Annotated in this window: 23 protein-coding genes; 17 read left to right on the forward strand and 6 right to left on the reverse strand. The window is 69.8% G+C overall.

What is annotated here, in order from left to right; all coding sequences use genetic code 11:
* Nucleotides 1-54: 54 nt before the first annotated feature.
* Nucleotides 55-261: a BldC family transcriptional regulator gene (locus tag ACQEU1_RS29195; RefSeq protein WP_089915625.1), complete on the reverse strand. Its 207-nt coding sequence runs from the start codon at nucleotides 259-261 to the stop codon at nucleotides 55-57.
* A 252-nt stretch (nucleotides 262-513) separates the two neighbouring features.
* On the opposite strand from ACQEU1_RS29195, the gene ACQEU1_RS29200 reads away from it, so the two are divergent.
* From ACQEU1_RS29200 to ACQEU1_RS29240, 9 genes are read left to right on the forward strand one after another with little or no spacing between them, the layout of a single operon-like run.
* A complete protein-coding gene (locus ACQEU1_RS29200; protein WP_382441690.1) occupies nucleotides 514-978 on the forward strand; it encodes an Lrp/AsnC family transcriptional regulator in 465 nt (154 codons plus the stop codon).
* Between the two features lie 4 nt (nucleotides 979-982).
* Nucleotides 983-1252, forward strand: a complete 270-nt coding sequence (locus ACQEU1_RS29205) for a DUF4229 domain-containing protein (RefSeq protein WP_433208436.1) — start codon at nucleotides 983-985, stop codon at nucleotides 1250-1252.
* Nucleotides 1253-1279: 27 nt separating this feature from the next.
* On the forward strand, nucleotides 1280-2368 hold the full coding sequence (locus ACQEU1_RS29210; protein ID WP_433208439.1) for a PLP-dependent cysteine synthase family protein: 1089 nt from the start codon (nucleotides 1280-1282) through the stop codon (nucleotides 2366-2368).
* Nucleotides 2369-2423: 55 nt separating this feature from the next.
* Complete coding sequence (locus tag ACQEU1_RS29215) at nucleotides 2424-2729, forward strand: hypothetical protein (RefSeq protein WP_433208442.1); 306 nt, start codon at nucleotides 2424-2426, stop codon at nucleotides 2727-2729.
* On the forward strand, nucleotides 2726-6049 hold the full coding sequence (locus ACQEU1_RS29220) for a hypothetical protein (protein WP_433208445.1): 3324 nt from the start codon (nucleotides 2726-2728) through the stop codon (nucleotides 6047-6049). Before ACQEU1_RS29215 ends, ACQEU1_RS29220 begins: the two co-directional genes overlap by 4 nt.
* Nucleotides 6049-6468, forward strand: a complete 420-nt coding sequence (locus tag ACQEU1_RS29225; protein ID WP_433208448.1) for a hypothetical protein — start codon at nucleotides 6049-6051, stop codon at nucleotides 6466-6468. The genes ACQEU1_RS29220 and ACQEU1_RS29225 overlap by 1 nt, the downstream gene beginning before the upstream one ends.
* On the forward strand, nucleotides 6465-7442 hold the full coding sequence (locus ACQEU1_RS29230) for a hypothetical protein (protein WP_433208451.1): 978 nt from the start codon (nucleotides 6465-6467) through the stop codon (nucleotides 7440-7442). The genes ACQEU1_RS29225 and ACQEU1_RS29230 overlap by 4 nt, the downstream gene beginning before the upstream one ends.
* Nucleotides 7443-7892 (forward strand): hypothetical protein, encoded by a 450-nt coding sequence (locus tag ACQEU1_RS29235; RefSeq protein ID WP_433208454.1) that lies wholly within the window; start codon nucleotides 7443-7445, stop codon nucleotides 7890-7892. It begins immediately after the preceding gene.
* On the forward strand, nucleotides 7892-8290 hold the full coding sequence (locus tag ACQEU1_RS29240; protein WP_433208457.1) for a hypothetical protein: 399 nt from the start codon (nucleotides 7892-7894) through the stop codon (nucleotides 8288-8290). Before ACQEU1_RS29235 ends, ACQEU1_RS29240 begins: the two co-directional genes overlap by 1 nt.
* 26 nt (nucleotides 8291-8316) lie before the next feature.
* Here the strand turns inward: ACQEU1_RS29240 and ACQEU1_RS29245 are convergent, their stop codons facing one another.
* The 4 genes from ACQEU1_RS29245 to ACQEU1_RS29260 all read right to left on the reverse strand — a co-directional run bounded on the left by ACQEU1_RS29245 (nucleotide 8317) and on the right by ACQEU1_RS29260 (nucleotide 12379).
* On the reverse strand, nucleotides 8317-9189 hold the full coding sequence (locus tag ACQEU1_RS29245) for a 1,4-dihydroxy-2-naphthoate polyprenyltransferase (RefSeq protein WP_433208460.1): 873 nt from the start codon (nucleotides 9187-9189) through the stop codon (nucleotides 8317-8319).
* A gap of 47 nt (nucleotides 9190-9236) precedes the next feature.
* Nucleotides 9237-10349: a hypothetical protein gene (locus tag ACQEU1_RS29250; RefSeq protein WP_433208463.1), complete on the reverse strand. Its 1113-nt coding sequence runs from the start codon at nucleotides 10347-10349 to the stop codon at nucleotides 9237-9239.
* A 77-nt stretch (nucleotides 10350-10426) separates the two neighbouring features.
* Nucleotides 10427-11458: an o-succinylbenzoate--CoA ligase gene (menE, locus tag ACQEU1_RS29255; protein WP_433208466.1), complete on the reverse strand. Its 1032-nt coding sequence runs from the start codon at nucleotides 11456-11458 to the stop codon at nucleotides 10427-10429.
* 18 nt (nucleotides 11459-11476) lie between these two features.
* Complete coding sequence (locus ACQEU1_RS29260) at nucleotides 11477-12379, reverse strand: 1,4-dihydroxy-2-naphthoyl-CoA synthase (protein ID WP_425412398.1); 903 nt, start codon at nucleotides 12377-12379, stop codon at nucleotides 11477-11479.
* 72 nt (nucleotides 12380-12451) lie between these two features.
* Here ACQEU1_RS29260 and menD point away from each other — a divergent pair, with 72 nt between their 5' ends.
* The 8 genes from menD to ACQEU1_RS29300 all read left to right on the forward strand — a co-directional run bounded on the left by menD (nucleotide 12452) and on the right by ACQEU1_RS29300 (nucleotide 19206).
* Nucleotides 12452-14026, forward strand: a complete 1575-nt coding sequence (gene menD / locus ACQEU1_RS29265) for a 2-succinyl-5-enolpyruvyl-6-hydroxy-3-cyclohexene-1-carboxylic-acid synthase (protein WP_433208469.1) — start codon at nucleotides 12452-12454, stop codon at nucleotides 14024-14026.
* A 54-nt stretch (nucleotides 14027-14080) separates the two neighbouring features.
* Entirely contained in the window at nucleotides 14081-15583 is a 1503-nt protein-coding gene (locus tag ACQEU1_RS29270; protein ID WP_433208472.1) for a M1 family metallopeptidase, read from the forward strand.
* A 42-nt stretch (nucleotides 15584-15625) separates the two neighbouring features.
* The gene (locus ACQEU1_RS29275; protein WP_433208475.1) at nucleotides 15626-16375 is read left to right on the forward strand and encodes an SDR family NAD(P)-dependent oxidoreductase; all 750 of its coding nucleotides are present in this window, start codon (nucleotides 15626-15628) and stop codon (nucleotides 16373-16375) included.
* Nucleotides 16376-16450: 75 nt separating this feature from the next.
* The gene (locus ACQEU1_RS29280) at nucleotides 16451-17200 is read left to right on the forward strand and encodes a DddA-like double-stranded DNA deaminase toxin (protein WP_433208478.1); all 750 of its coding nucleotides are present in this window, start codon (nucleotides 16451-16453) and stop codon (nucleotides 17198-17200) included.
* Nucleotides 17188-17604: an Imm1 family immunity protein gene (locus ACQEU1_RS29285; protein WP_433208481.1), complete on the forward strand. Its 417-nt coding sequence runs from the start codon at nucleotides 17188-17190 to the stop codon at nucleotides 17602-17604. The genes ACQEU1_RS29280 and ACQEU1_RS29285 overlap by 13 nt, the downstream gene beginning before the upstream one ends.
* Nucleotides 17605-17682: 78 nt before the next feature.
* Nucleotides 17683-18531, forward strand: coding sequence for a helix-turn-helix domain-containing protein (locus ACQEU1_RS29290; protein ID WP_433208484.1), 849 nt, complete (start codon nucleotides 17683-17685; stop codon nucleotides 18529-18531).
* Nucleotides 18506-18679, forward strand: a complete 174-nt coding sequence (locus tag ACQEU1_RS29295) for a DUF397 domain-containing protein (protein WP_433208487.1) — start codon at nucleotides 18506-18508, stop codon at nucleotides 18677-18679. Before ACQEU1_RS29290 ends, ACQEU1_RS29295 begins: the two co-directional genes overlap by 26 nt.
* On the forward strand, nucleotides 18676-19206 hold the full coding sequence (locus tag ACQEU1_RS29300) for a GrpB family protein (RefSeq protein ID WP_433208490.1): 531 nt from the start codon (nucleotides 18676-18678) through the stop codon (nucleotides 19204-19206). Before ACQEU1_RS29295 ends, ACQEU1_RS29300 begins: the two co-directional genes overlap by 4 nt.
* Here the strand turns inward: ACQEU1_RS29300 and ACQEU1_RS29305 are convergent.
* The gene (locus ACQEU1_RS29305; protein ID WP_433208493.1) at nucleotides 19178-20410 is read right to left on the reverse strand and encodes an isochorismate synthase; all 1233 of its coding nucleotides are present in this window, start codon (nucleotides 20408-20410) and stop codon (nucleotides 19178-19180) included. The two genes, ACQEU1_RS29300 and ACQEU1_RS29305, sit on opposite strands and share 29 nt — an antisense overlap.
* Nucleotides 20411-20432: the final 22 nt, after the last annotated feature.

Raw genomic sequence — 20432 nt, forward strand, 5'->3', positions numbered from 1 at the left:
GTCGCCACCTCCCTTTGCCACGAGATTACCCGCGGCACAGGGATTACTACGGTTTCAGTGGCGGACGGGTTCAGTTGCCTCGGTCGTCAGCTCCGACAGGAGCTGCTTCACCTCGGTCTCACGGAACCTGCGATGTCCTCCAGGGGTGCGAATCGAGCCGATGCGACCTGCGGTGGCCCATCGGGTCACGGTCTTCGGGTCGACCCGGAACAGATTGGCGACTTCCCCAGGCGTCAAGAGCCGCTCGGTGGCTGCAGTCACTCGTCCTCCTCAGATCAGACGTTCCGGTCTGATCGTGGCATCTGACCCATCAGGTACTCGAACGCTTGTTTTTTGGTAAAGAGGTAGTAAGGGACGCAGGGGGCGATTCGGACACCGTGCTTGTTGGCCGCTGCTCCGCAGACGGCGGCTCGTTCGCCGGGGAGTCGGTCGTGCAGCTCACCGTCCGTTTGCCCGGCGTATTCGTGTGACCTGGGCAACCCGCATGCGTGCGTGAGGCATAGGGTGTCGCGGGTGGATGCTCTTGATCGACAGATCATCGCCGCCCTGCGCGCCAACGGTCGTGCCACGTACGCCGACCTCGGCCGGCAGGTCGGCCTCTCCGCCTCCGCCGTGCACGAGCGAGTCGGCAAGCTCGAGTCCAGTGGCGTGATCGTCGGCTATCACGCGGTCGTGGACCCCAGCGCGGTCGGCCTGGGCGTCACCGCCCTGATCGGCATCCACCCCACCGACATCGCCGACGACAACGAGGTCGCGGTCGCGTTGGCCGAGCTCAACGAGGTCGAGTCCTGCTACCGGGTGGCGGGCGACGAGTCGTTCATCGTCAAGGTCAGGGTGGCCACCGTCGACGACCTGGAACGGGCGCTCGGACGGCTCCGGCGCATCCCCGGCGTGGCCCGCACGCGCACCACCGTGGTGCTCTCCACCCGCTTCGAGGGACGCCCGAACACCGTCGACGAAGAGGGCGACGTAACCTGAACGGGTGCTCGCTCGTGATGTGACGCTCTACGTCCTCGCCCGCCTCGGCCTCGTCGTGGTGGTGACCGGCGCGCTGCTGTTGTTCAAGGTTCCTTTGCTGCCCGCCCTCGCCGTGGGCGTGGTCGTGGCGCTGCCGGCGTCGTTGTTCATCTTCAAGAGCCTGCGGCAGCGCGTGGCCGTGGGCCTGAACGACCACCAGCAGACCCGCAAGGCCGAGCGCGACAAGCTGCGGTCGGAACTGCGTGGTGACGAAGGTCCTCTCACCCAGGCGTAGGGCGTTCGCGCCGTTATCGTCCCAGGTGTGAGTACCTCCGTTGACCGTGTTTGCAGCCGGACCAGGCACTGGGTGTGCGAGGCCGTCGGGATCATCGAGGCGGACGCGAACCGTTCCGCCGACACGCATCTCCTGCGCTACCCGTTGCCGCTCGAATGGGGCATCGACCTCTACCTGAAGGACGAGTCGACGCACCCCACCGGGTCGTTGAAGCACCGGCTCGCCCGGTCGCTGTTCCTCTACGCGATCTGCAACGGCTGGATCACCGGTGGCACGCCCGTGATCGAGGCCTCGTCGGGGTCCACGGCGGTGTCGGAGGCGTACTTCGCGCGGCTGCTGGGGCTGCCGTTCATCGCGGTGATGCCCCGGTCGACCTCGGCGGAGAAGGTCGCGCTGATCGAACGCCAGGGCGGCAGGTGCCACTTCATCGACGAGCCGTCGGCGCTGTACGACGAGTCGCGCCGCCTCGCCGCCGAGCTGGGCGGCCACTTCATGGACCAGTTCACGCACGCCGAACGCGCGACGGACTGGCGGGGCAACAACAACATCGCCGAGTCGATCTTCGAGCAGATGCGGCTGGAGCCGTCGCCGGAACCCGACTGGATCGTCGTCGGCGCGGGCACGGGCGGCACGTCGGCCACGATCGGCCGGTACGTCCACTACCAGAAGCTGAACACGCGCCTGGCCGTCGTGGACCCGGAGCACTCGGTGTTCTTCGACTCCTGGCGGGACGGCAACCCCGACCTGGTGGCGACGCGCGGGTCCGGCATCGAGGGGATCGGCCGGCCGCGGGTCGAGCCGTCGTTCATCGCCGCCGTGATCGACCGGATGATCAAGGTGCCGGACGCGTCGTCCGTCGCGACGATCCGGTACGCCGAGAACGTGCTCGGGCGGCGGGTCGGCGGGTCCACCGGCACGAACCTGTGGGGAGCGTTCCAGATCGTCGCCGAGATGAGGCAGTCGCGGGCGCGGGGGAGCGTGGTGACGTTGCTGTGCGACGGCGGCGAGCGTTACGCGAACACCTATTACGACGACACATGGGTAGCCGCTCAGGGCATGGATCTCGATCCGTGCCTCGAACGTCTCGACAACTTCCACCGCACGGGGAACTGGTGACGAGAGCAGTGCGTCACAGCGTGACCTGAGCACCTGAGTCCGCAGGGGGGACGCTGTGTCGTCGCTGTTCACCGACGCGGCCGAGCTGCGCGCGTACGCCGAGTACCTGCGCACCGAAGCCCAAGAGTTCGACAAGATCCGCGAGTACGTCCACGCCACGGCGTGCGACAAGGCGGGCTTCACCGGCCTGCTGGCGTTGCTCCAGCCGGGCGTGGACGTCGTGCGGGCGTTGTTCGACGAGACGCTCGACTTCGGCAGGTCGAAGCTCGAGGGCACCGCCACCGCGGTGGACGCGACGGCCAAGACGTACGACGACATCGACGCTCTCCAGCGCCGCATCCTGGACGGGCTGCTGAAGTGACGACCGCGTACCACGACCCGCGTCCCGTCGCGGCGTCCCTGAAGAAGCCCGACGTCGACACGGCGTCCCTGAACGACGTCCTGCGCGACCAGGGCTGGGGCGTCCAGGCCGTCAACTGGGTGTTCGAGGCCGTGACCGGTGAGTCGCTGGTCTCCACGATCATCACGCCGATCACCGGCGACTGGTCGAAGATCCGCGCGGACGGCGACGCCTGGCGCATGGTCGGCAACGCCATGAACGACGTCTCGTACAACCTGACCGACGCCGTGGGCAAGGTCCGCGGCCACTGGGACGGCGACGCGGCGCGCGCCCACGAGAAGTACATCGCCCTGGGCTGGAAGGCGGGCCTGCTGGCCGAGATGGGCGTGGCCCAGCTCATCGCCAAGGGCTTCGACACGGTGGCCAGCGGGGCTGAGGCCCTCGGCAAGCAGGCCGCGCGCCTGCTGGACTACCTGGTCAACAAGCTCCTCGAGGCCGCCGCCACCGTCTGGATCCCGGTGGCTGGCTGGATCAAGGCCGCCGAGATGGTCTGGAACGCCTACCAGATCTACCGCCGCGTCATGGACATCATCGACACGGTCCAGAAGCTCATCGCGGACGTCAAAGCCCTGTTCGACGCCGTGGGCCGGGTCTTCTCCGCCATCGGCAAGCTGAAGGACGCCGACTCCCTCGCCGAGGCCATGAACGCCACGCAGGAGGTCGCCGAGGCGGGCCGCGACGTCCGCAACGCCGTCCGCGACATCAGCGACGACGCCGCCTCCATCAAGGACTCGGTGACGGAGATCGCCGACCGGGGCCACGACGTGGGCTCGAAGGTCCGCGAGATCTACACCCCACCCGGCGGAGCCGACGAGACCAAACCGGCCGCCGCCTCCGCGGTGGCCCCGGGCGGCGCCCCGGCAGCCGCCCCACCGACCCTCCCGCACGCCCCCGACTCCCCGGCCACCACCCACGCCGCCACCTCGGCGGGCCCAGCGGCCGCGGCCCCACCGTCCCTGGGCGGCGGAGGCGGCGGCGGCGCCTCGGTCCACCCCGGCAGCGTCTCCACGGGAGGCGGCGGAGTCCCCTCCAGCGGTGGCGGCGTCCCGTCCGGTGGCGGCGTCCCGTCCAGCGGCGGCCCCCACGGCCCGGCCCCACGCCTGGACAACACCCACGCGGCAGCAGCGGCCCCCGCCGCGGCCCCACCGGCCCAGCACCAGACCCCGATGGGCGGCGCCATGCCGATGGGCGCCCCGATGGCCCCAGGCGGAGCAGGCGGCGACCAGACCCGAAGCTCGGGCTCCCGGCCAGGAGCAGGCGGCGTCCCGTCGTTCCCGAGCGCAGGCACCCCCGCCGGCGCCCAAAGGCCCTCAGGTCTCCCCACCCCACCCGGACACGGCACGGGCCTCCCGACCCCGCCGAACACCCCGACCTCAGGCACGCCGGCATCCGGTGGACCTCGGCCAGGCGGCACGGGCCTTCCGACACCGCCTTCAGGCCCCGGCAGCCAACCGACCGCGGGCCAGGGCGCCCACCCAACCTCGGGCCCTGGTACCCACGCGGGCCCAGGCACCCACCCGACGTCAGGTTCCGGCCTGCCAACCCCGCCGAACGCGGGCACGCACCCGGCCCCAGGCGGCTCCGGCAGCGGCCTGCCCACACCTCCCGGCACGCACGGCGGCTCCGGCCTGCCCACGCCTCCTGGCACGCACGGCGGCTCCGGCCTGCCGACGCCTCCCGGAAGTGGCCTGCCCACGCCTCCGGGAACCCACCCGACCGCAGGCGGTGGCCTGCCCACGCCTCCGGACACGCACCCGACGCCGAGCGGTGCGGGCAGCAGCCTGCCCACGCCTCCCGGAACCCACGGCTCCGGCCTGCCCACCCCGCCCGGACACGGCGCGGACCACCCGACCGCGAGCTCCGGCACGGCAACGGCCCCGTCCCCGTCCACCACGGGCGGCGGACTGCCTTCCCCTCCCGGCCACCCGAGCCCCACCACGGATCACACGCCGAGCTCCGGCGGCGGCCTCCCGTCGCCTCCCGGACACCCGTCCCCGAGCACCGGCGCCGACCACACGCCGTCCGGCAACGCCCCGCACGACCCGTCGTCCCCGCGCCCGCACGACACCACCCCGACCGGCGCGCACGACTCCAAGCCTCACGACACGACCCCCACCGGGTCGCATGACCCCAAGCCCCACGACACGACCCCCACCGGGTCGCACGACCCCAAGCCCCACGACGCCACCCCGGGCGACCCCGGCACCAAGCCGCACGACACCGCTGGCCAGCCGCACGACGCCGACCCCAAGCCGCACGACACGGCGGACCAGCCGCACGACCCCAAGCCGCACGACACCGACACCAGCGGCGCCGACGACCCCAAGCCCCACGACGCCCACCCGGACACCGACCCCACCCCGTCCCAGCCGGACCACGACCCCAAGCCAGCCGACCACCCCAACGGCGACCACCCCACCGGCGACCACACCGACGGCAACGGCAGCGGTGACGGCGGCACCCCGCCTCCTCCGTCCGGCCCCGACCTCAAGGGCCACTTCGACGCCGCCGCCATGGCCGCCCAGGGCCAGGGCTACCAGCACCAGCTGGAGCAGATCCTGCCCAACCAGGCCGACCGCGACCGCTACGTCGAGCTGAGCCAGCGGCTGTCCACCAACCTCACCGCGGACGAGGCCCAGCACGTGGCGGACGTCCGCAACCAGATCAAGGTCGACTCCGGCGACATCGTCACCAAGGCGCTCAACCAGGGCGCGCTCAGCACCTACCTGCCCGACCAGCCGCACGCGGCCGGCTCCAAGCAGGAGACCTGGCAGAACCAGATGGGCGGCTCGATCGCTCGCGGCCAGGACGTGGTCGGCGTCAACACGCCGCAGGGCCTGCGGGACGGCCTGGCGCTCGACGACAAGGGCCAGGGCTGGACGCCGATCCCGCAGGGCGCGCAGCAGGCCATGCAGCTCCGCTACGAGATCACCGACCAGAACCAGCCGAACCACAACGTGCCGTTCGGCGGCCCGAAGAAGGACGTGCCGGACTTCACCCAGCCCGGTCCGTACGGTCCGAACCAGTACCAGTCGCCGCAGGAGCAGCAGCACTACCAGCAGTCGCAGCAGCAGATGGCGGCAGCGGGCGGTACGACGAAGACGTACGACGGGTACGACCCCTTCACGGGCACGGGCTCCACGATGGGCGGCATGCCGGAGTGGCGGGTCGACGGCGGCACTCCGTTGCCGGATCGTGCCGAGATCTGGCAGGTGAACGCGGACGGAACTGAGAAACTGCACGCCGTGTACGACCGCAAGTTCGGCTGGACGAAGCTCTGATGACCCACTACTCCCAGGAGATGGCCGAGTACCGGGGCGAGACGTACTTCGCCGGCGAGGAAGACGGCACGCACGTCTGGCTGCGCAAGATCCCCGGCGAGACCTACGAGCACGCCGAGGGCTTCCAGACGTACGGCAACCGCGAGCTCAGGACCGTCCCGGCGAAGGACCTCGACGCCTGGTACCAAGAGACCTGCAAGGCGACGTGGCGCGGCCAGCCGTTCAACATCGTGAAAACAGAGAACGGCAAGGCCGAGGCCGGGTACGCGGGCGGCGAGTACGTCTGGGCCCGGCAGAACGGGCTCGAAGGCGACCAGTACAACGGCTTCACCGCCACGCTCAGCACCGGCGAGCTGGAGGACGTGCAGGTCGACCGCACCGACTTCCTGCAGCGGTGGAAGGAGAAGAACCCGGGATGAGCACCCCGCAGACAGTCGAGAAGGCGGCCGGCATCGGGCCGGGGACGATCCTGCAGAAGATCGTCCACCCCGCGGTCGCGCAGCTCTACCTGGGCAACGTCGTGGTGCCCGGCAAGTTCGAACCGCACCGCGCGGCCGGGTTCGTCACGCGCGGGCAGGACTTCCCGCAGGGCACGGGCGACCAGTTCGCCGAGGCGTTCGGCGTCGACAAGGTCGCGGACTGGCCCAGGGGCACCCAGTACCTGCTGCGCTTCCTGGCCCACACCACGGAACTCTTCGCCACGAGCTTCGGCGGCCCCACGCTCGACGGCGCGCGGAAGATGGGCACCACCCGCGTCTACCCGGTCCCGTTCACCGGCACCGGCTACACGCCGAGCGCGAACCCCATCCCCGAGTACGTCATGGACCTCGCCGAGCTCCCGGCGGGCACGGAACTGTGGCGCTTCGACCCCGACAACGCAGGCGGGCGCAGCGTCGGCAAGTACGTCAACCGCCAGACCGGCTGGATCCCGACGGGCGACGTCGGCTTCGGTCCCGGAAGGTACTGGCAGGCCCCGATTCCGCACCGCCCGACCGTCCGTCGTGGACTGATCGGCCGGTACCGCGGCCAGGACTTCGACATCGACTTCGGCACCACGCCGGGCAGCGTCCTGCTGCACCCGCTCGTCGGCCAGCCGGCTCCGCAGGACTTCAACCAGGACGGCTTCCTCGAGGTGCCCGACGCGGCCGTCGAGGACCTCCAGCTCGTCCGCACGGTCTGCACGTTCCGCGGCGCCGAGTTCGAGATCATCGGCGTGCTCGGCGACGAGGCTGTGCTGCACTTCCTCGGCGAGAACTACGAGACGGCGCAACAGCTCGGACTGTCCGAAGTGGACTTCCGGCAGTGGCGCACCGTCGCGCGCCGCGCCGAGGTCAGCGACATCCGCGGCGACGCGAGGCCGATCCGGCGCGGCCTCTTCGGCAGGGAGAACTAGATGACCACCCCGAACGACAGCTGGAAGTCCGCTGAGCTGCGCGCCGCCGAGGCGCAGGTCGACGCGCGCTTCAAGGAGGCGCAGGACCTCGCCAACCGCCTCAAGGACACCCCGCTGCCGCCCGTCCCGCCGGTCGACTTCAAGGCGATCGCGCAGCAGGTCGAGCGGGCCGCGCAGGAGAAGGACGCGCCCGAGCAGCTCAAGGCGCTCAAGCGCAAGGTCGACGCGGGCGAGTTCACCTGGGAGGACGTCGTCTCCGGCAAGGCCGCGCAGGACCCGGACGTCCAGTCCATGCAGCAGGAGAACGTCAAGAAGATGAAGCAGGCGTTCCAGATGCTCCAGGAGGGCCTGACCCCCGAGGAGATCATGAACGCCCAGGACCCGCGCCGGCACCGCGGTGACGACGGCGACGAGAACGCCCCCGACATCTTCACGGAGGACAAGTGGTGATGACGGCTTGGCGGACACCGGACATCCAGGCGGCGGAGGACTTCCTCAGCAACGCCGTCGCCGAGGCGGACCGCGCCATGCGCACCGCCCAGCAGAACCTCAGGGGCAAGGAGCCGTCCACTGAGGACATCCGCAGGGTCATGCAGTTCGCCAAGTCCTCCGACGCGTCACCGGCGATGCGCCAACTGGCCGACCGCATCGCCAGGGGTGCCGGCCTCAGCTGGCGTCAGGTCCTCACCGGCGAGGCGAGCCACGACCCGTTGGTGCGGCAGGCACTCGAAGCCGACCGCGCGCGACTCGACGAGCTGATCGTGGGCGAGACGGCCCCGCCGCCACGCCCGAAGCCCAAGCCCCGCGACGACGACGAACCCATCCAGTTCACCGAAGACGCCTGGTAGCACCGAAAACGGCTGGTGAGAGCGCTCTAGTCCAGCACGAGCCCCGCGCTGACCAGCACGGCCCACGCGAGCATCGCGATCCCGGTGAACTGCAGCACCGGGATCAGGTCGCGCCCGCCCCGGCCCGCGGCGACGCGCCGCACGGCGGGCAGCAGGATCGGCGCCGCGAGGAACGCCAGCAGCGCGTACGGCACCCGCACGACCATGCCCAGCGCGATCAGGAACGGCACCGCGATCAACGCGAGGTAGAGCCGCCGCGTGTCCTTGTCGCCCAGCACCACGGCCAGGGTCCGCTTGCCCGACACGGCGTCCGTCGGGATGTCGCGCAGGTTGTTCGCCACCAGCACCGCGGCCGAGATCGACCCCATCGCGATGGACGCCCCGATGCCGATGCCGGTGATCTCCCCGGTCTGCACGTACAACGTCCCGAGCACCGCGGCCGGCCCGAAGAACAGGAACACCGCGATCTCACCGAGCCCCGCGTAGCCGTACGGACGCTTGCCGCCCGTGTAGAACCACGCCCCGGCGATGCAGACCGCGCCGAACGCCAGCAGCCACCAATGCCCGGACAGCACCACCAGCGCCACCCCGGCCAGCGCGCCGACGCCGAGCGAGATGAACGCCGCGAGCCGCACCTTCGCCGGCTCGGCCGCGCCCGACCCGGTGAGCCGGAACGGCCCCACCCGGTTGTCGTCCGTGCCGCGGATGCCGTCGGAGTAGTCGTTGGCGTAGTTCACGCCGACCTGGAACGCCACCGAGACGACCAGCGCCAGCACCGTGTAGAGCACGCTGAACTCGTCGATGTGGTGCGCGGCGGCACCGCCGACGACCACCGGCGCGATCGAGTTCGGCAGCGTGCGCGGGCGGGTCCCCTGGATCCATTGGACGACTGAGGCCATGCCCTCATCCTCCGGTATGGCTCCTGAGGACCCGCCGAAGGGGTGTATCAGCAGGCAGGTGCGCCGGACACACCCGCGGTGTACGCCTTGGCGATGTGCTTGCCGGACGCGATGCGGTACCAGACGTTCGACGTGCCCTGCGTGCCCGACACCGACTCACCGGTGAGCTGGCACGTCACCCTGACCTGCGCGTAGTTCGCGGCCAGCCCCACCTGCGACGACGAGGAGCTGGCGCCGCTGCGGACGTTCACCGTGCCGTTGGCCGCGGCCGTGCGGACCGTCCCCAGAGGACCGGAGCCGGTCCACAGGTACGTCACGGTCACCCAGGCGTTGTTGGTGAGCTTGAGGCCGTCCCAGAACGTGCCGTCGGCGAGGTCGATGCCGGCGGGGTTCGCGGGCTTGCGGCCGAACTCGTCCTTGCCGCCGTTGTAGCCGTCCTCGTACGCGGCCTGCGCCTCGGGCTTGCCCTGCGGCAGGTCCTTCCACATCTGCCGGGTCGCGGCCGGGTTCCAGTAGTCGTCCTTGGTGTTCCACGGGCCGACGTCCCACACGGGCGCCCACTCGCAACGGCCGTTCGACGCGCACACCTGCACGCTGTAGTTGCCGGAGTTCTTGTTGGCCAGCCCACGCCGCGACGGCAACGCCACGAAGTGGTCGCGCGACACGATCGTGTGCCCGTTCGCCGTGGTGCCACCGACCAGACCCTCGCGCGTGGCGTACACGCGGTACGAACGTCCAGCAGCCGCAACGGAGATGTCGTCGGCCGCCACGGTCGCGGGAGCCTGCGAGGCCGTCAGCTTCACGCGGGAAGCCTTGCCACCGCTCAGAACCACGCGCGTCTCGATCGTGGACGTGGTCACCGGCAGGACCACCGGCTGGTTCGCCGCCGCCTCCAGCCACTCGGTCCACTGCCCGTCCGCGCGCAGACCGCGCACGTCGACGACACCGTCGCCGGTCACCGCCGCCGTGACCGCGTTGGCGGGCTGAGCGAGTCTGTGCGCGCCGAGCTCGATCAGGCCCGTGCGCGGCGAACCGCCCCACGTGACCGCGCGGCCGCTGACGTCAGCGGTCCACTCGTTCGCAGCGGGTGCCGCCTGGGCGGGTGATGCCAGCCCGGCCACCAAAGCGGCACCGGCGACCAGCGGTATCAGGTAGCGCATGAAGAAGCCCCCATCGCTAGCGCGCACGTCCTGAGTTCGTGCGCTTCGCGGGGAGAGTTGCCCTCAGCGGTAAAGGTTCACCTAAAAGAGGCGGCAACGGCCGTCCGGTCGACCTTGCCGGGCCCGCGCAACGGCAGCTCGTGCACGAACCGCACCAGCTTCGGCGCCGCCGCCCGCCCCACGGCCTCGGCCACCACGGCCTTCAGCTCCTCGACCGACGGCTCCACCCCGCGCGTCACGACCGCGGCGGCCACCACGGCACCCCACTCGTCGTCCGGCACGCCCACGACGCACGCCTCCAGCACGCCGTCGACGGTCGCCAGAGCCCGTTCCACCAGCACCGGAGGCACCTTCTCGCCGCCCGTGACGATCACGTCGTCCGCGCGCCCGAGCACCTCCAGCCGCCCGTCGTGCACCCGCCCGAGGTCCCCGGTCCGGAACCACTCGGCGAACGGCTCAGCAGACCCGCGGTACCCGAGGGCCAGCACCGGTCCGCTGATCTCGATCACGTCGTCGGTGCGCACCGACACGCCCCGCAGCGCCTCGCCGTCGTACACGCAGCCGCCGGCGGTCTCGCTCATGCCGTACGTCGTGACGACCTGCACGCCCAGAGCGCGCGCCTGCTGCAGGAGCTTCGGCGGGGTGGCGGCCCCGCCGATCAGCACGCCGTCGAACTGCCGCAGCGCCTCCAGCCCCGGTCCCTCGGTCACGATCAGCCGCGAGAGCTGCGTCGGCACCAGGGCGGTGTAGTGGCGGCCGGGCTGGGCCAGCACCGGGCGGGCGGCGTGCGCGAAGCCCATCGCGCGGAAGCCGCCCGCGAGCTCCAGCACGCCGGGCGTGGTGCCGGCGACGATCGACCGCACCAGCACCTGAGCACCGGCGATGTGGCCCATCGGCAACGCCAGCAGCCACGTGCCGGGCCCGCCGAGCCGCTCGTGGGTGGCCTCCGCGGACGTCGTCAGCGCGTCCGCGTCGAGCAGCACCGTCTTGGGCTCGCCGGTCGACCCGGAGGTGGGCACGCCGAGCACGGCGCGCTTCTCCCAGCCGTCCAGTGGTCCGTCGACCAGCGGTTCGCCACCGGCCAGCGCCGCGCGCAGTTCGTCGAGCATGTGCACCTGCCCTGGAGCTCAGAAGTAGTACGGGTAGTTCGACCAGTCGGGGTCGCGCTTCTCCAGGAAGCTGTCGCGGCCCTCGACGGCCTCGTCGGTCATGTACGCGAGCCGCGTCGTCTCGCCGGCGAAGAGCTGCTGGCCGACCAGTCCGTCGTCGATCAGGTTGAACGCGTACTTGAGCATCCGCTGAGCCGTCGGCGACTTGCCGTTGATCTCGCGCGCCCACTGCAACGCCGTCGTCTCCAGCTCGGCGTGCGGCACGACCTCGTTGACCGCGCCCATCTTGTACATGTCCTCGGCGGAGTAGGTGCGTCCGAGGAAGAAGATCTCGCGGGCGAACTTCTGCCCGACCTGCCGCGCCAGGTACGCCGACCCGTAGCCGCCGTCGAACGAGCCGACGTCCGCGTCCGTCTGCTTGAACTTCGCGTGCTCGGCGCTCGCGATCGTGAGGTCGCACACCACGTGCAGGCTGTGCCCGCCACCGGCGGCCCACCCCGGCACGACCGCGATGACGACCTTCGGCATGAACCGGATCAACCGCTGGCACTCCAGGATGTGCAACCGCCCGGCCCGAGCCGGGTCCACGGTCTCCGCCGTCTCCCCGGAGGCGTACTGGTAGCCGCTGCGCCCGCGAATCCGCTGGTCACCGCCACTGCAGAAGGCCCAGCCGCCGTCCTTGGGGCTCGGCCCGTTGCCGGTCAGCAGCACGCACCCGACGTCCGACGACATCCGCGCGTGGTCCAGCGCCCGGTACAGCTCGTCCACCGTGTGCGGCCGGAACGCGTTGCGCACCTCTGGCCGGTTGAACGCGATGCGGACCGTGCCCTGGTCGAGCGCGCGGTGGTAGGTGATGTCGGTGAAGTCGAAGCCCTCGATCGGCTTCCACAACGACGGGTCGAAGAGCTCCTGATCTGCCACGGTCGCAGACTCTAGGCGGCTGCGGCTGAGACCAGCGGGCGACCTCTCAGCGCGTCCGGTGACAATTGAGGGATGAACGGGTCAACTGCGCACGCGAGGGTGATCGTCGACGAGCTGGTGCGCAACGGCGTGCGGCACGTCGTGCTGTGCCCCGGTTCGCGCAACGCCCCGCTGTCGTTCGCGCTGCACCAGGCCGAGCAGAAGGGCCTGCTCGCGGTGCACGTGCGGATCGACGAGCGCAGCGGCGGGTTCCTCGCGCTGGGCCTCGCCAAGACCGGTGAGCCGGCCGTCGTGACGTGCACCAGCGGCACCGCCGTGGCGAACCTGCACCCCGCCGTCATCGAGGCGCAGCTGACGAACGTGCCGTTGATCGCGCTGACCGCCGACCGCCCGGTCGACCTGTACCGCACGGGCTCCAGCCAGACGATCAACCAGCACGACGTGCTCGGCATCCCCACGCTGCACATGCCGGAGGGCGCCGACGAGGCCGTCACGCGGTCACTGGTCTGCCGGGCGATCGCCACGAACGGCCCGTCGCACGTCAACGTGCCCTTCCGGCCGCCGCTCACGCCGTCCGGCGCGGAGTGGCCGTCGTCGTCCAAGCAAGGCCCGTGGACCGAGACGGACCGCACGTTCACCGTCGAGACCCGCGCGTCGGACCTGCCCGCCCGCACGCTGGTGCTGCTCGGCGACGACCGGCCGGAACGGTTGCTGGAGGCGTCGCGGCTGGGCTGGCCGGTGATCGCCGAACCGACCGCGCCCGGCGGGCTGCGGCACGGGTCGTTGCTGCTCAACGCGGGCCTGCCGGAGCACCTGAAGCCCGACGCGGTGCTGGTGGTCGGCCGCGTCACGCTGTCGAGGGGACAGCAGGCGTTGCTTGGAAGCACTCCAACCGTTCATGCCGTCGGGGACCAGGCGCAGTGGCCGGACGTCCAGTTCACCGCCACCCGCGCGTCCACCTGGCTGCCGGAACCGCAGGCGCTCGACGGCGAGTGGCTGCAGACGTGGCAGAGCGCGGTGAAGAACGTCAGTGTGGCGGTGGACGACCTGCTCGACGCCGAGCCGTGGCCGACCGGGCTGCACGTCGCCCGCGACCTCACCCAGGCCATGCCGTCCGGGTCGCTGCTGTTCGTGGGCTCGTCCAACCCGATCCGCGACGTCGACTTCGCGGGCGAACGGCGGCCGGACGTCGCCGTGCACGCCAACCGGGGTGCCGCGGGCATCGATGGAAGCGTGTCCACGGCGATCGGCCTGGCGCTGAACCACGACGGGCCGTCGTTCGCGTTGATGGGCGACCTGACGTTCCTGCACGACAGCAACGGCCTGCTCGCCGACCGCCTGCCGGACCTCACGATCGTCGTGCTCAACGACGACGGCGGCGGCATCTTCTCGTTGCTGGAACAAGGCGCTCCGGAGTACGACGCGAGTTTCGAAAGGATATTCGGCACCCCGCACGGGACGGATCTGACCGCTTTGTGCGCCGGCTACCGAATTCCACACTCCACAGTGGACGGCCAGGAGGAGTTCCGTAGCGCGATTGCGGCGCCGAAAGGCCTCCAAGTGGTCGAAGTGCAGGCAAAACGTGACGAACTGCGCGCGCTGCACCAACGTCTCAAGTCGACTGTGTCAATGGTTTTCAGCAGGTAGGAAACCTACGGAAGTCGGTGGCTCGTCCAAGATCGTCTGGATAGCGTCCGCCGCATGTCGATCAGAACCAAGGCGACGGCCGCGGTGGCGTCCGCGGCCGCGATGACGCTCTTCGCGGGGACGGCGCTGGCGGCGTCTCCTGGCGCACCTGGCGCAGGCGACCCGTACTTCCCGACCTACGGCAACGGTGGGTACGACGTCTCCCACTACGACATCAGGCTCAACTACAACCCGAACGGCGACCAGCTGTCGGGCACCACGACGATCCTGGCGAAGGCCACCCAGGACCTCACCCAGTTCAACCTCGACTTCCTGCTCAAGGTGAAGTCGGTGCGGGTCAACAACGTGCCGTCGTCGTTCGTCTCCGACGACGGCGAGCTCACGCTCACCCCGCGCGGTGGCGTGCGCAAGGGCCAGGACCTGACCATCGTCGTCACGTACGCCGACAGCCCGTCGACCGTGAAGGACCGCAACGGTTTCACGGCGTGGACGAAGACCGCGGACGGCGCACTGGCCATCGGTGAGCCGGAGATCGCCTCCTGGTGGTTCCCGTCCAACGACCACCCGACCGACAAGGCCACCTTCGACGTCAACGTGGCCGTCCCGAACGGCGTCGAGGCCATCTCGAACGGCACGTTCGTCGGCCAGACCCGCCAGATCAACGGCTACACCCGGTGGAACTGGCGCAGCACCAAGCCGCAGGCCACCTACCTGACGTTCCTCACGATCGGCCAGTTCGAGCTGACCCAGGGCACCACGCCCTCCGGCCAGCCGTACGTGAACGCGTACTCCGAGCGCCTCGGCGAGAACGCGGACGCCGCGAAGGCGAGCATCGAGCGCACGCCCGAGGTCATCGAGTTCCTCTCGGAGAACTTCGGCCCGTACCCGTTCGAGGCGCAGGGTGGCCTCGTCACCCCGAACCTCGGCTACGCGCTGGAGAACCAGACCCGCCCGACCTACGACACGGGCTTCTTCCGCCGCGGCGCCAACACCTACGTCGTCGCGCACGAGCTGGGCCACCAGTGGTTCGGCGACTCCGTGTCGGTGCACCACTGGCGCGACATCTGGCTGAACGAGGGCTTCGCCTCCTACGCCGAGTTCCTGTGGTCCGAGCACGTCGGTGAGGGCACGGCCCAGGAGAACGCCGACTACACCTACGACCTGTACCCGGCCGACAGCGAGTTCTGGAACGTGCTGCCCGGCGACCCCGGTGCCGGCGCGGTGTTCGACGGTGCCGTCTACGACCGCGGCGCGCTGGCCGTGCACGCCCTGCGCGCGGCCGTCGGCGACGAGAAGTTCTTCGAGATCCTCAAGACCTGGGTCGCGGAGAAGAAGTACTCCGACGCCACGATCGAGGAGTTCATCGCCCTCGCCGAGCGCGTCTCCGGCCAGCAGCTGGACCAGCTCTTCCAGACCTGGCTCTTCACCAAGGGCAAGCCGGCGCAGGCTCCTGGCCGTGCTTCCGACGTGGCCGCGAAGTCGCTCTCGGTGCCGGCCGCACCGAAGTCGCGCGCCAAGATCGAACTGACCCACCAGCTCCTGGACGCCCACAAGTAACCCGAGTGGCGCGTAGCGTCCGGTGACGAGCACGATCAAGGGGTGAACACCCGCGTCGCGCTCGTCACCGGCGCCGGCTCCGGAATCGGTGCCGGCATTGCCCAAGCCCTCGCAGACCTCGGCCACCGCGTGGCCCTGCTGGACCGTTCCGACTCGGTCCACGAGGTAGCCGACAAGATCACCGCTTCCGGCGGAACAGCCCTGGCCGTGCTCGCCGACATCAGCGACCCGGACGCCGTGACCGCCGCCGTCGACCAGGTCACCGCCGAGTTCGGCCCGGTCGAGATCCTGGTCAACAACGCCGGTTTCGCCCGCGACCACCACGTCCTCGACATGCCGCTGTCGGACTGGGACGACGTCGTCAACACCCACCTGCGAGGCAGCTTCCTGCTGCTCAAGGCCACCGCACCGGCCATGAGCGACGCGGGCTGGGGCCGGATCGTCAACATCTCCAGCGTCTCCGCCATCGTCGACGACGACCGGGTCAACTACGTCGCCGCCAAAGCCGGCCTCGAGGGCTTCACCCGCGGCGCCGCCCTCGACCTGGCCCCGCACGGCATCACCGTGAACGCCGTCGGCCCCGGCTTCGTCGTGACGGAGATGACCAAGCGCTCGGCCGCCCGGAAGGGCCGCACGCTGGACGAACACGTCGAGGCGATGCGCCGGACGCTCCCGCGCGGCCGCGTGGGCACACCCCACGACATCGCCCGCGCCGTGCTGTTCTTCGCGGCGGAAGACGCCGACTACGTGACAGGCCAGGTCATCTACGTCAGCGGCCGCCCGCACCGCTGATCCGTTTTCACCCGAACGAGCCCATGTCGTGGAACAGGTCCAAGTCATAGCGTTATGGCGTGGATGGAGGGATCCGTGGCATCGATCGGCGACCTGGGTTCCGCGCTCAACGGTGTCATCAGCAAGATCCATGATGCGATCACCGCGGCGCACCTCGCGGCAGAACTCGCTGAGGATGCGCGCGAACTTCTGGCGATCGTCGGACGCGGATCCCACCAGGCGGATGTTGAAGAAACGTGCTCGCTGCTCACGAGCGCGATCGATGGCATTCGAGAGCCGGAGGGGCTGACATCGGGGCTCGGTACCGTGGCGGACGCCGTTGAGGGCATGGTCAGGAGGCTGGCGCTCGGGCCTCCGAGCGGGTCTTCTGACCCGCTGCCGCCGCAGGGCACGAACGCACCCGTTCAGGGCTCACCAGAGCGCATCAGGCGACTGCAGGAGCAACTACCGGTTCCCTCGCAGCGAAAGACCGGTCAGAAGACCCGCGGTCGGTGGTTCGCGCCGGGCTGTGCGGAAAGCGAGATCGTGAGCGGAGAGGGCCCCGGCGACGAGGCGGTGGCAGACTGCCTCAAGGCCCTCATGATGCCTCGTCCGGGGCTCCCGTTCGCCGCATGGCATGTCGAGACCAAGCTTGCTGTGCACATGCGAGACCACGGTATCCAGCACGCTACCGTGGTGATCGACAACAAGCCTTGTCCAGGTGACTTCGGATGCGAAGTGCTGGTCGGGGCGATTCTCCCCGCTGGCTCAACGCTGACCATCCACGGTTCGGACGGCTACCGGCGGACGATCGCAGGAGGGACACGGGCACCGTGGCAACGCTGAAGGCGGTCTACAACCACGAGACTGGCGCATCTCCGTTTTTGATCGCCACGCAGGAAGACCTGAACGAGTTGATCATCCGCGTGATCGAGTTGGAGGGCGGTCCTGTTCCCTCGATCGTTGAGCTTGCGATCAACGACGATCCCTACGGGTTTCCGCACTTGTACGCGGGTATAGGGGCGGAATCCGGATTTGTGCAGGAGTACTGGGATCCTGCTCGTGCGACGCTCGGCGACCAGGCGGCCACCGGTACGACGTTGTTCGATTTTGCGGACAACACTCAGGAGATCCCAGTTCGGCAGGTGGTGCCGCTGGAGATCGTCCGTGCTGTGCTCGCCGCCTATCTGGAGCACGGCGGGCGCATCCCAGCCGACTTCGCCGAACTTCACTTCGTCGATGTGAACTGACGCCGGATCGCTCAGGTCTCGTTTTCACCCGAACGAGCCCATATCGTGGAACCGGTCCAAGTCATAGCGTCGATGGCTATGGCTCAAAGCACTCCATCCACGGCGTACAGCCGCGATCTGGGCGATGAACTACGTCGGTTGCGCGAAACCTGCACCGACCTCAAAGGGCACGAGGTGGCCTCCCGCCTCGGCTGGGATCCCAGCAAGGTCTCCACCATCGAGCACGGCAAGGCCCGGCCGAGCGAGATCGACCTGGTCCAGTTCCTCACGATGTGCGGCAAGGACCTCGACTACTTCGAGGACTTCAAGCGGCGTTACCGCAACGCCTTCGAGGAATACATCGTGCAAGTTCCGGACAACGTCCGGACGCTCGCTCTGGCCGAGTCCACGGCCAAGAAGATGCTCAACTACGACACCTTGACGGTGGCGGGCCTCTTGCAGACCGAGTCGTATGCCGAGGCCCTGCTCCGCGCGGGCGCCCTTGTCGTCGAAGAGCGGATTCCGGCGGTCGTCAGGGCGCGAATGGACCGACAGGCGGTGCTGAGGCGACACGATCGGCCGGATTGCTTGTTCTACATCCATGAGCTAGCGCTGCGGCAGCAGATCGGTGACCGCCAGGTCATGGAAGACCAGTACCTCCAGCTCCTGTTCTACGCGCACATCGTGCGGATCGTGCCCGCGGACGTGATCGTCAACTCCGCTGGGGTACGTCTGTGGGAGTACGAGAAGTCGATGCCGATCGCCTACGCCGAGAGCGATCTGACCCAGGTGTTCGTGCAGGACCGAGGGGCAATCGCACGCACCCGACTGATCTTCGATCATTTGGCTGAGGTCGCCTTGGATGAGGAACAATCGCGGAGGAAGCTGGCGGAGTACGTCAACTCGCCGCGAGAGGAACTCGATGCCCCAGGACCGCGCTTGGCGTAAGAGCAGCTACAGCAACGCCACGGAGGAAGGTGACTGCCTGGAGATCTCGCTTGCCGACGATGCACGAGTCCGCGACTCGAAGAACCAGGCCGGTGAGGTGCTGACGTTCAGCACCTCGGCCTGGCGGACGTTCACCGCGCGTCTTTGACGCCGCCCTGGGCCTATGAACGGCCGGAGGTCCGTCCGCACGACCCGGCGTGGGCGGAGCGGGCACGAGCGGAGGCGGCCGGCCTGACCGACCTGCTCGCCCCCTGGCTGGTCGACGGCGTCGAGCACATCGGCTCGACGGCCGTTCCCGGCCTGGCCGCCAAGCCGATCGTCGACCTCATGGCCTCGGTGACCAGCCTGGACACCACCCCGGTCGACCTGCTGGCCGCCCACGGCTGGGCCTGCGTGCCGCCGGAGCTGGACAACCGCCCGTGGCGCCGCTTCTTCGTCAAACCGGACCCCACCGGCACGCGCCGAGAAGCCCACCTGCACGTCATCGAGGCCGGCCATCACCGCTGGACCGACCAGCTGAGGTTCCGGGATGCCCTCAGGGCCGACCCGGACCTCGCGCGGCAGTACGAAGACCTGAAACGCGAACTGGCCGACAGCAACGGCCACGACCGTGAGGCCTACACGGCGGGCAAGGCGGACTTCGTGGCTAGAGCCCTTCGAGGGCCTCGCGCATAGGCCGCATCTTGGCGTGCGCCTCCTGCACCTCGATGTCCGGATCCGAGTCGGCCACCAGCCCGCACCCGGCGAACAACCGAGCCGTCGACCCCGAGATCTGCGCACACCGCAACGCGATCCCCAGCTCGCCGTCCCCGTTCCCGTCGATCCACCCGACAGGCCCGGCGTACCGCCCGCGATCCATCCCCTCCAGCTGCGAGATCAACCGCGTCGCGTCCAACCGGGGCGTCCCACCCACAGCGGCCGTGGGATGCACCGCCTCCCCAAGCCCCAGCAACGAGGTAGAAGACCCCAAAGTCCCGATCACGTCTGAAGACAGGTGCGAGACGTTGGGCAGGCGCAAAACCGAAGGCCCCTCCACCGACATCGTCGTGCAAAAGGGCCGGAGGGTGTCCGCCAAAGACCGGATCGCGTAGTCGTGCTCCTCCAGGTTCTTCTCCGACGACATCAACGCCGCCGCGAGCTCCTCGTCCGAGATGCCGTCGTGCGGCCACGTCGTGCCGGCCAGCACCCGCGAGTCCACGACGGACCCGGTCCGGCGCAGCAGCAGTTCGGGCGTGGCGCCGACGAGCCCGTCGACCGCGTACGCCCAGCACTCCGGGTACCGGCGCGCGAGGCCCTGCAGCACGAACCGCTGGTCGAGGGCTCGGTCCGTGACGGCGAGCAGGTCGTGGGCGAGAACCACCTTGTCCAGGTCGCCCGCCCGCATCCGGGCGACGGCCGAGCGCACGGCCTCGCGGTACTGCGTGACCGGCAGCTGACCGTTCGAGTAGCGGACGGACGAAGGCCTCGACAGCGGCGCGACGTGAGGTGCCGGGTCGGAGGCGCCGATGGTGGTGACCCACTGCTCGCCGTTGCGGCGGCCCACGACGACCTCGGGCACGATCAGCACCGAGTCGCCCGGCTCGTCGGCGAAGGCCATCGAGACGAAAGCCACAGGTCCGCTGCCCGGCACGCCCAGCGGGTCGTCCACGTCGAGGTGCGCGCAGAACTCCTGCCACCACTTGTCCGCCTGCGCGAACCGGTCGGGGCCGCTGACCTCGAACCGCGCCGCCTCGCCCCAGCCGACCAGGCCGGACCCGTCGCGCACCCACGCGAGGGCGTGCTCCGGCGACGGCAGCAGTCCGAGCAGGTCACCGGCGGTGTCCCGCCTCGACCGGACGCGGATCCGCTGCCGTGCTCGCGATGTCGGTGCTGAGGTCACAGTCCGACTGTATGGACCTCAA

Origin of the sequence: Lentzea sp. CA-135723 (assembly GCF_050936595.1) — a bacterium.
Classification (GTDB): Bacteria; Actinomycetota; Actinomycetes; order Mycobacteriales; family Pseudonocardiaceae; genus Lentzea.

Coding starts and splice junctions, on each gene's coding strand:
- ACQEU1_RS29295 (WP_433208487.1), top strand. CDS start 18,506: ATGCCCCAGGACCGCGCTTGGCGTAAGAGCAGCTACAGCAACGCCACG.
- ACQEU1_RS29250 (WP_433208463.1), bottom strand. CDS start 10,349: ATGCGCTACCTGATACCGCTGGTCGCCGGTGCCGCTTTGGTGGCCGGG.
- menD (WP_433208469.1), top strand. CDS start 12,452: ATGAACGGGTCAACTGCGCACGCGAGGGTGATCGTCGACGAGCTGGTG.
- ACQEU1_RS29230 (WP_433208451.1), top strand. CDS start 6,465: ATGAGCACCCCGCAGACAGTCGAGAAGGCGGCCGGCATCGGGCCGGGG.
- menE (WP_433208466.1), bottom strand. CDS start 11,458: ATGCTCGACGAACTGCGCGCGGCGCTGGCCGGTGGCGAACCGCTGGTC.
- ACQEU1_RS29225 (WP_433208448.1), top strand. CDS start 6,049: ATGACCCACTACTCCCAGGAGATGGCCGAGTACCGGGGCGAGACGTAC.
- ACQEU1_RS29235 (WP_433208454.1), top strand. CDS start 7,443: ATGACCACCCCGAACGACAGCTGGAAGTCCGCTGAGCTGCGCGCCGCC.
- ACQEU1_RS29290 (WP_433208484.1), top strand. CDS start 17,683: ATGGCTCAAAGCACTCCATCCACGGCGTACAGCCGCGATCTGGGCGAT.
- ACQEU1_RS29240 (WP_433208457.1), top strand. CDS start 7,892: ATGACGGCTTGGCGGACACCGGACATCCAGGCGGCGGAGGACTTCCTC.
- ACQEU1_RS29270 (WP_433208472.1), top strand. CDS start 14,081: ATGTCGATCAGAACCAAGGCGACGGCCGCGGTGGCGTCCGCGGCCGCG.
- ACQEU1_RS29245 (WP_433208460.1), bottom strand. CDS start 9,189: ATGGCCTCAGTCGTCCAATGGATCCAGGGGACCCGCCCGCGCACGCTG.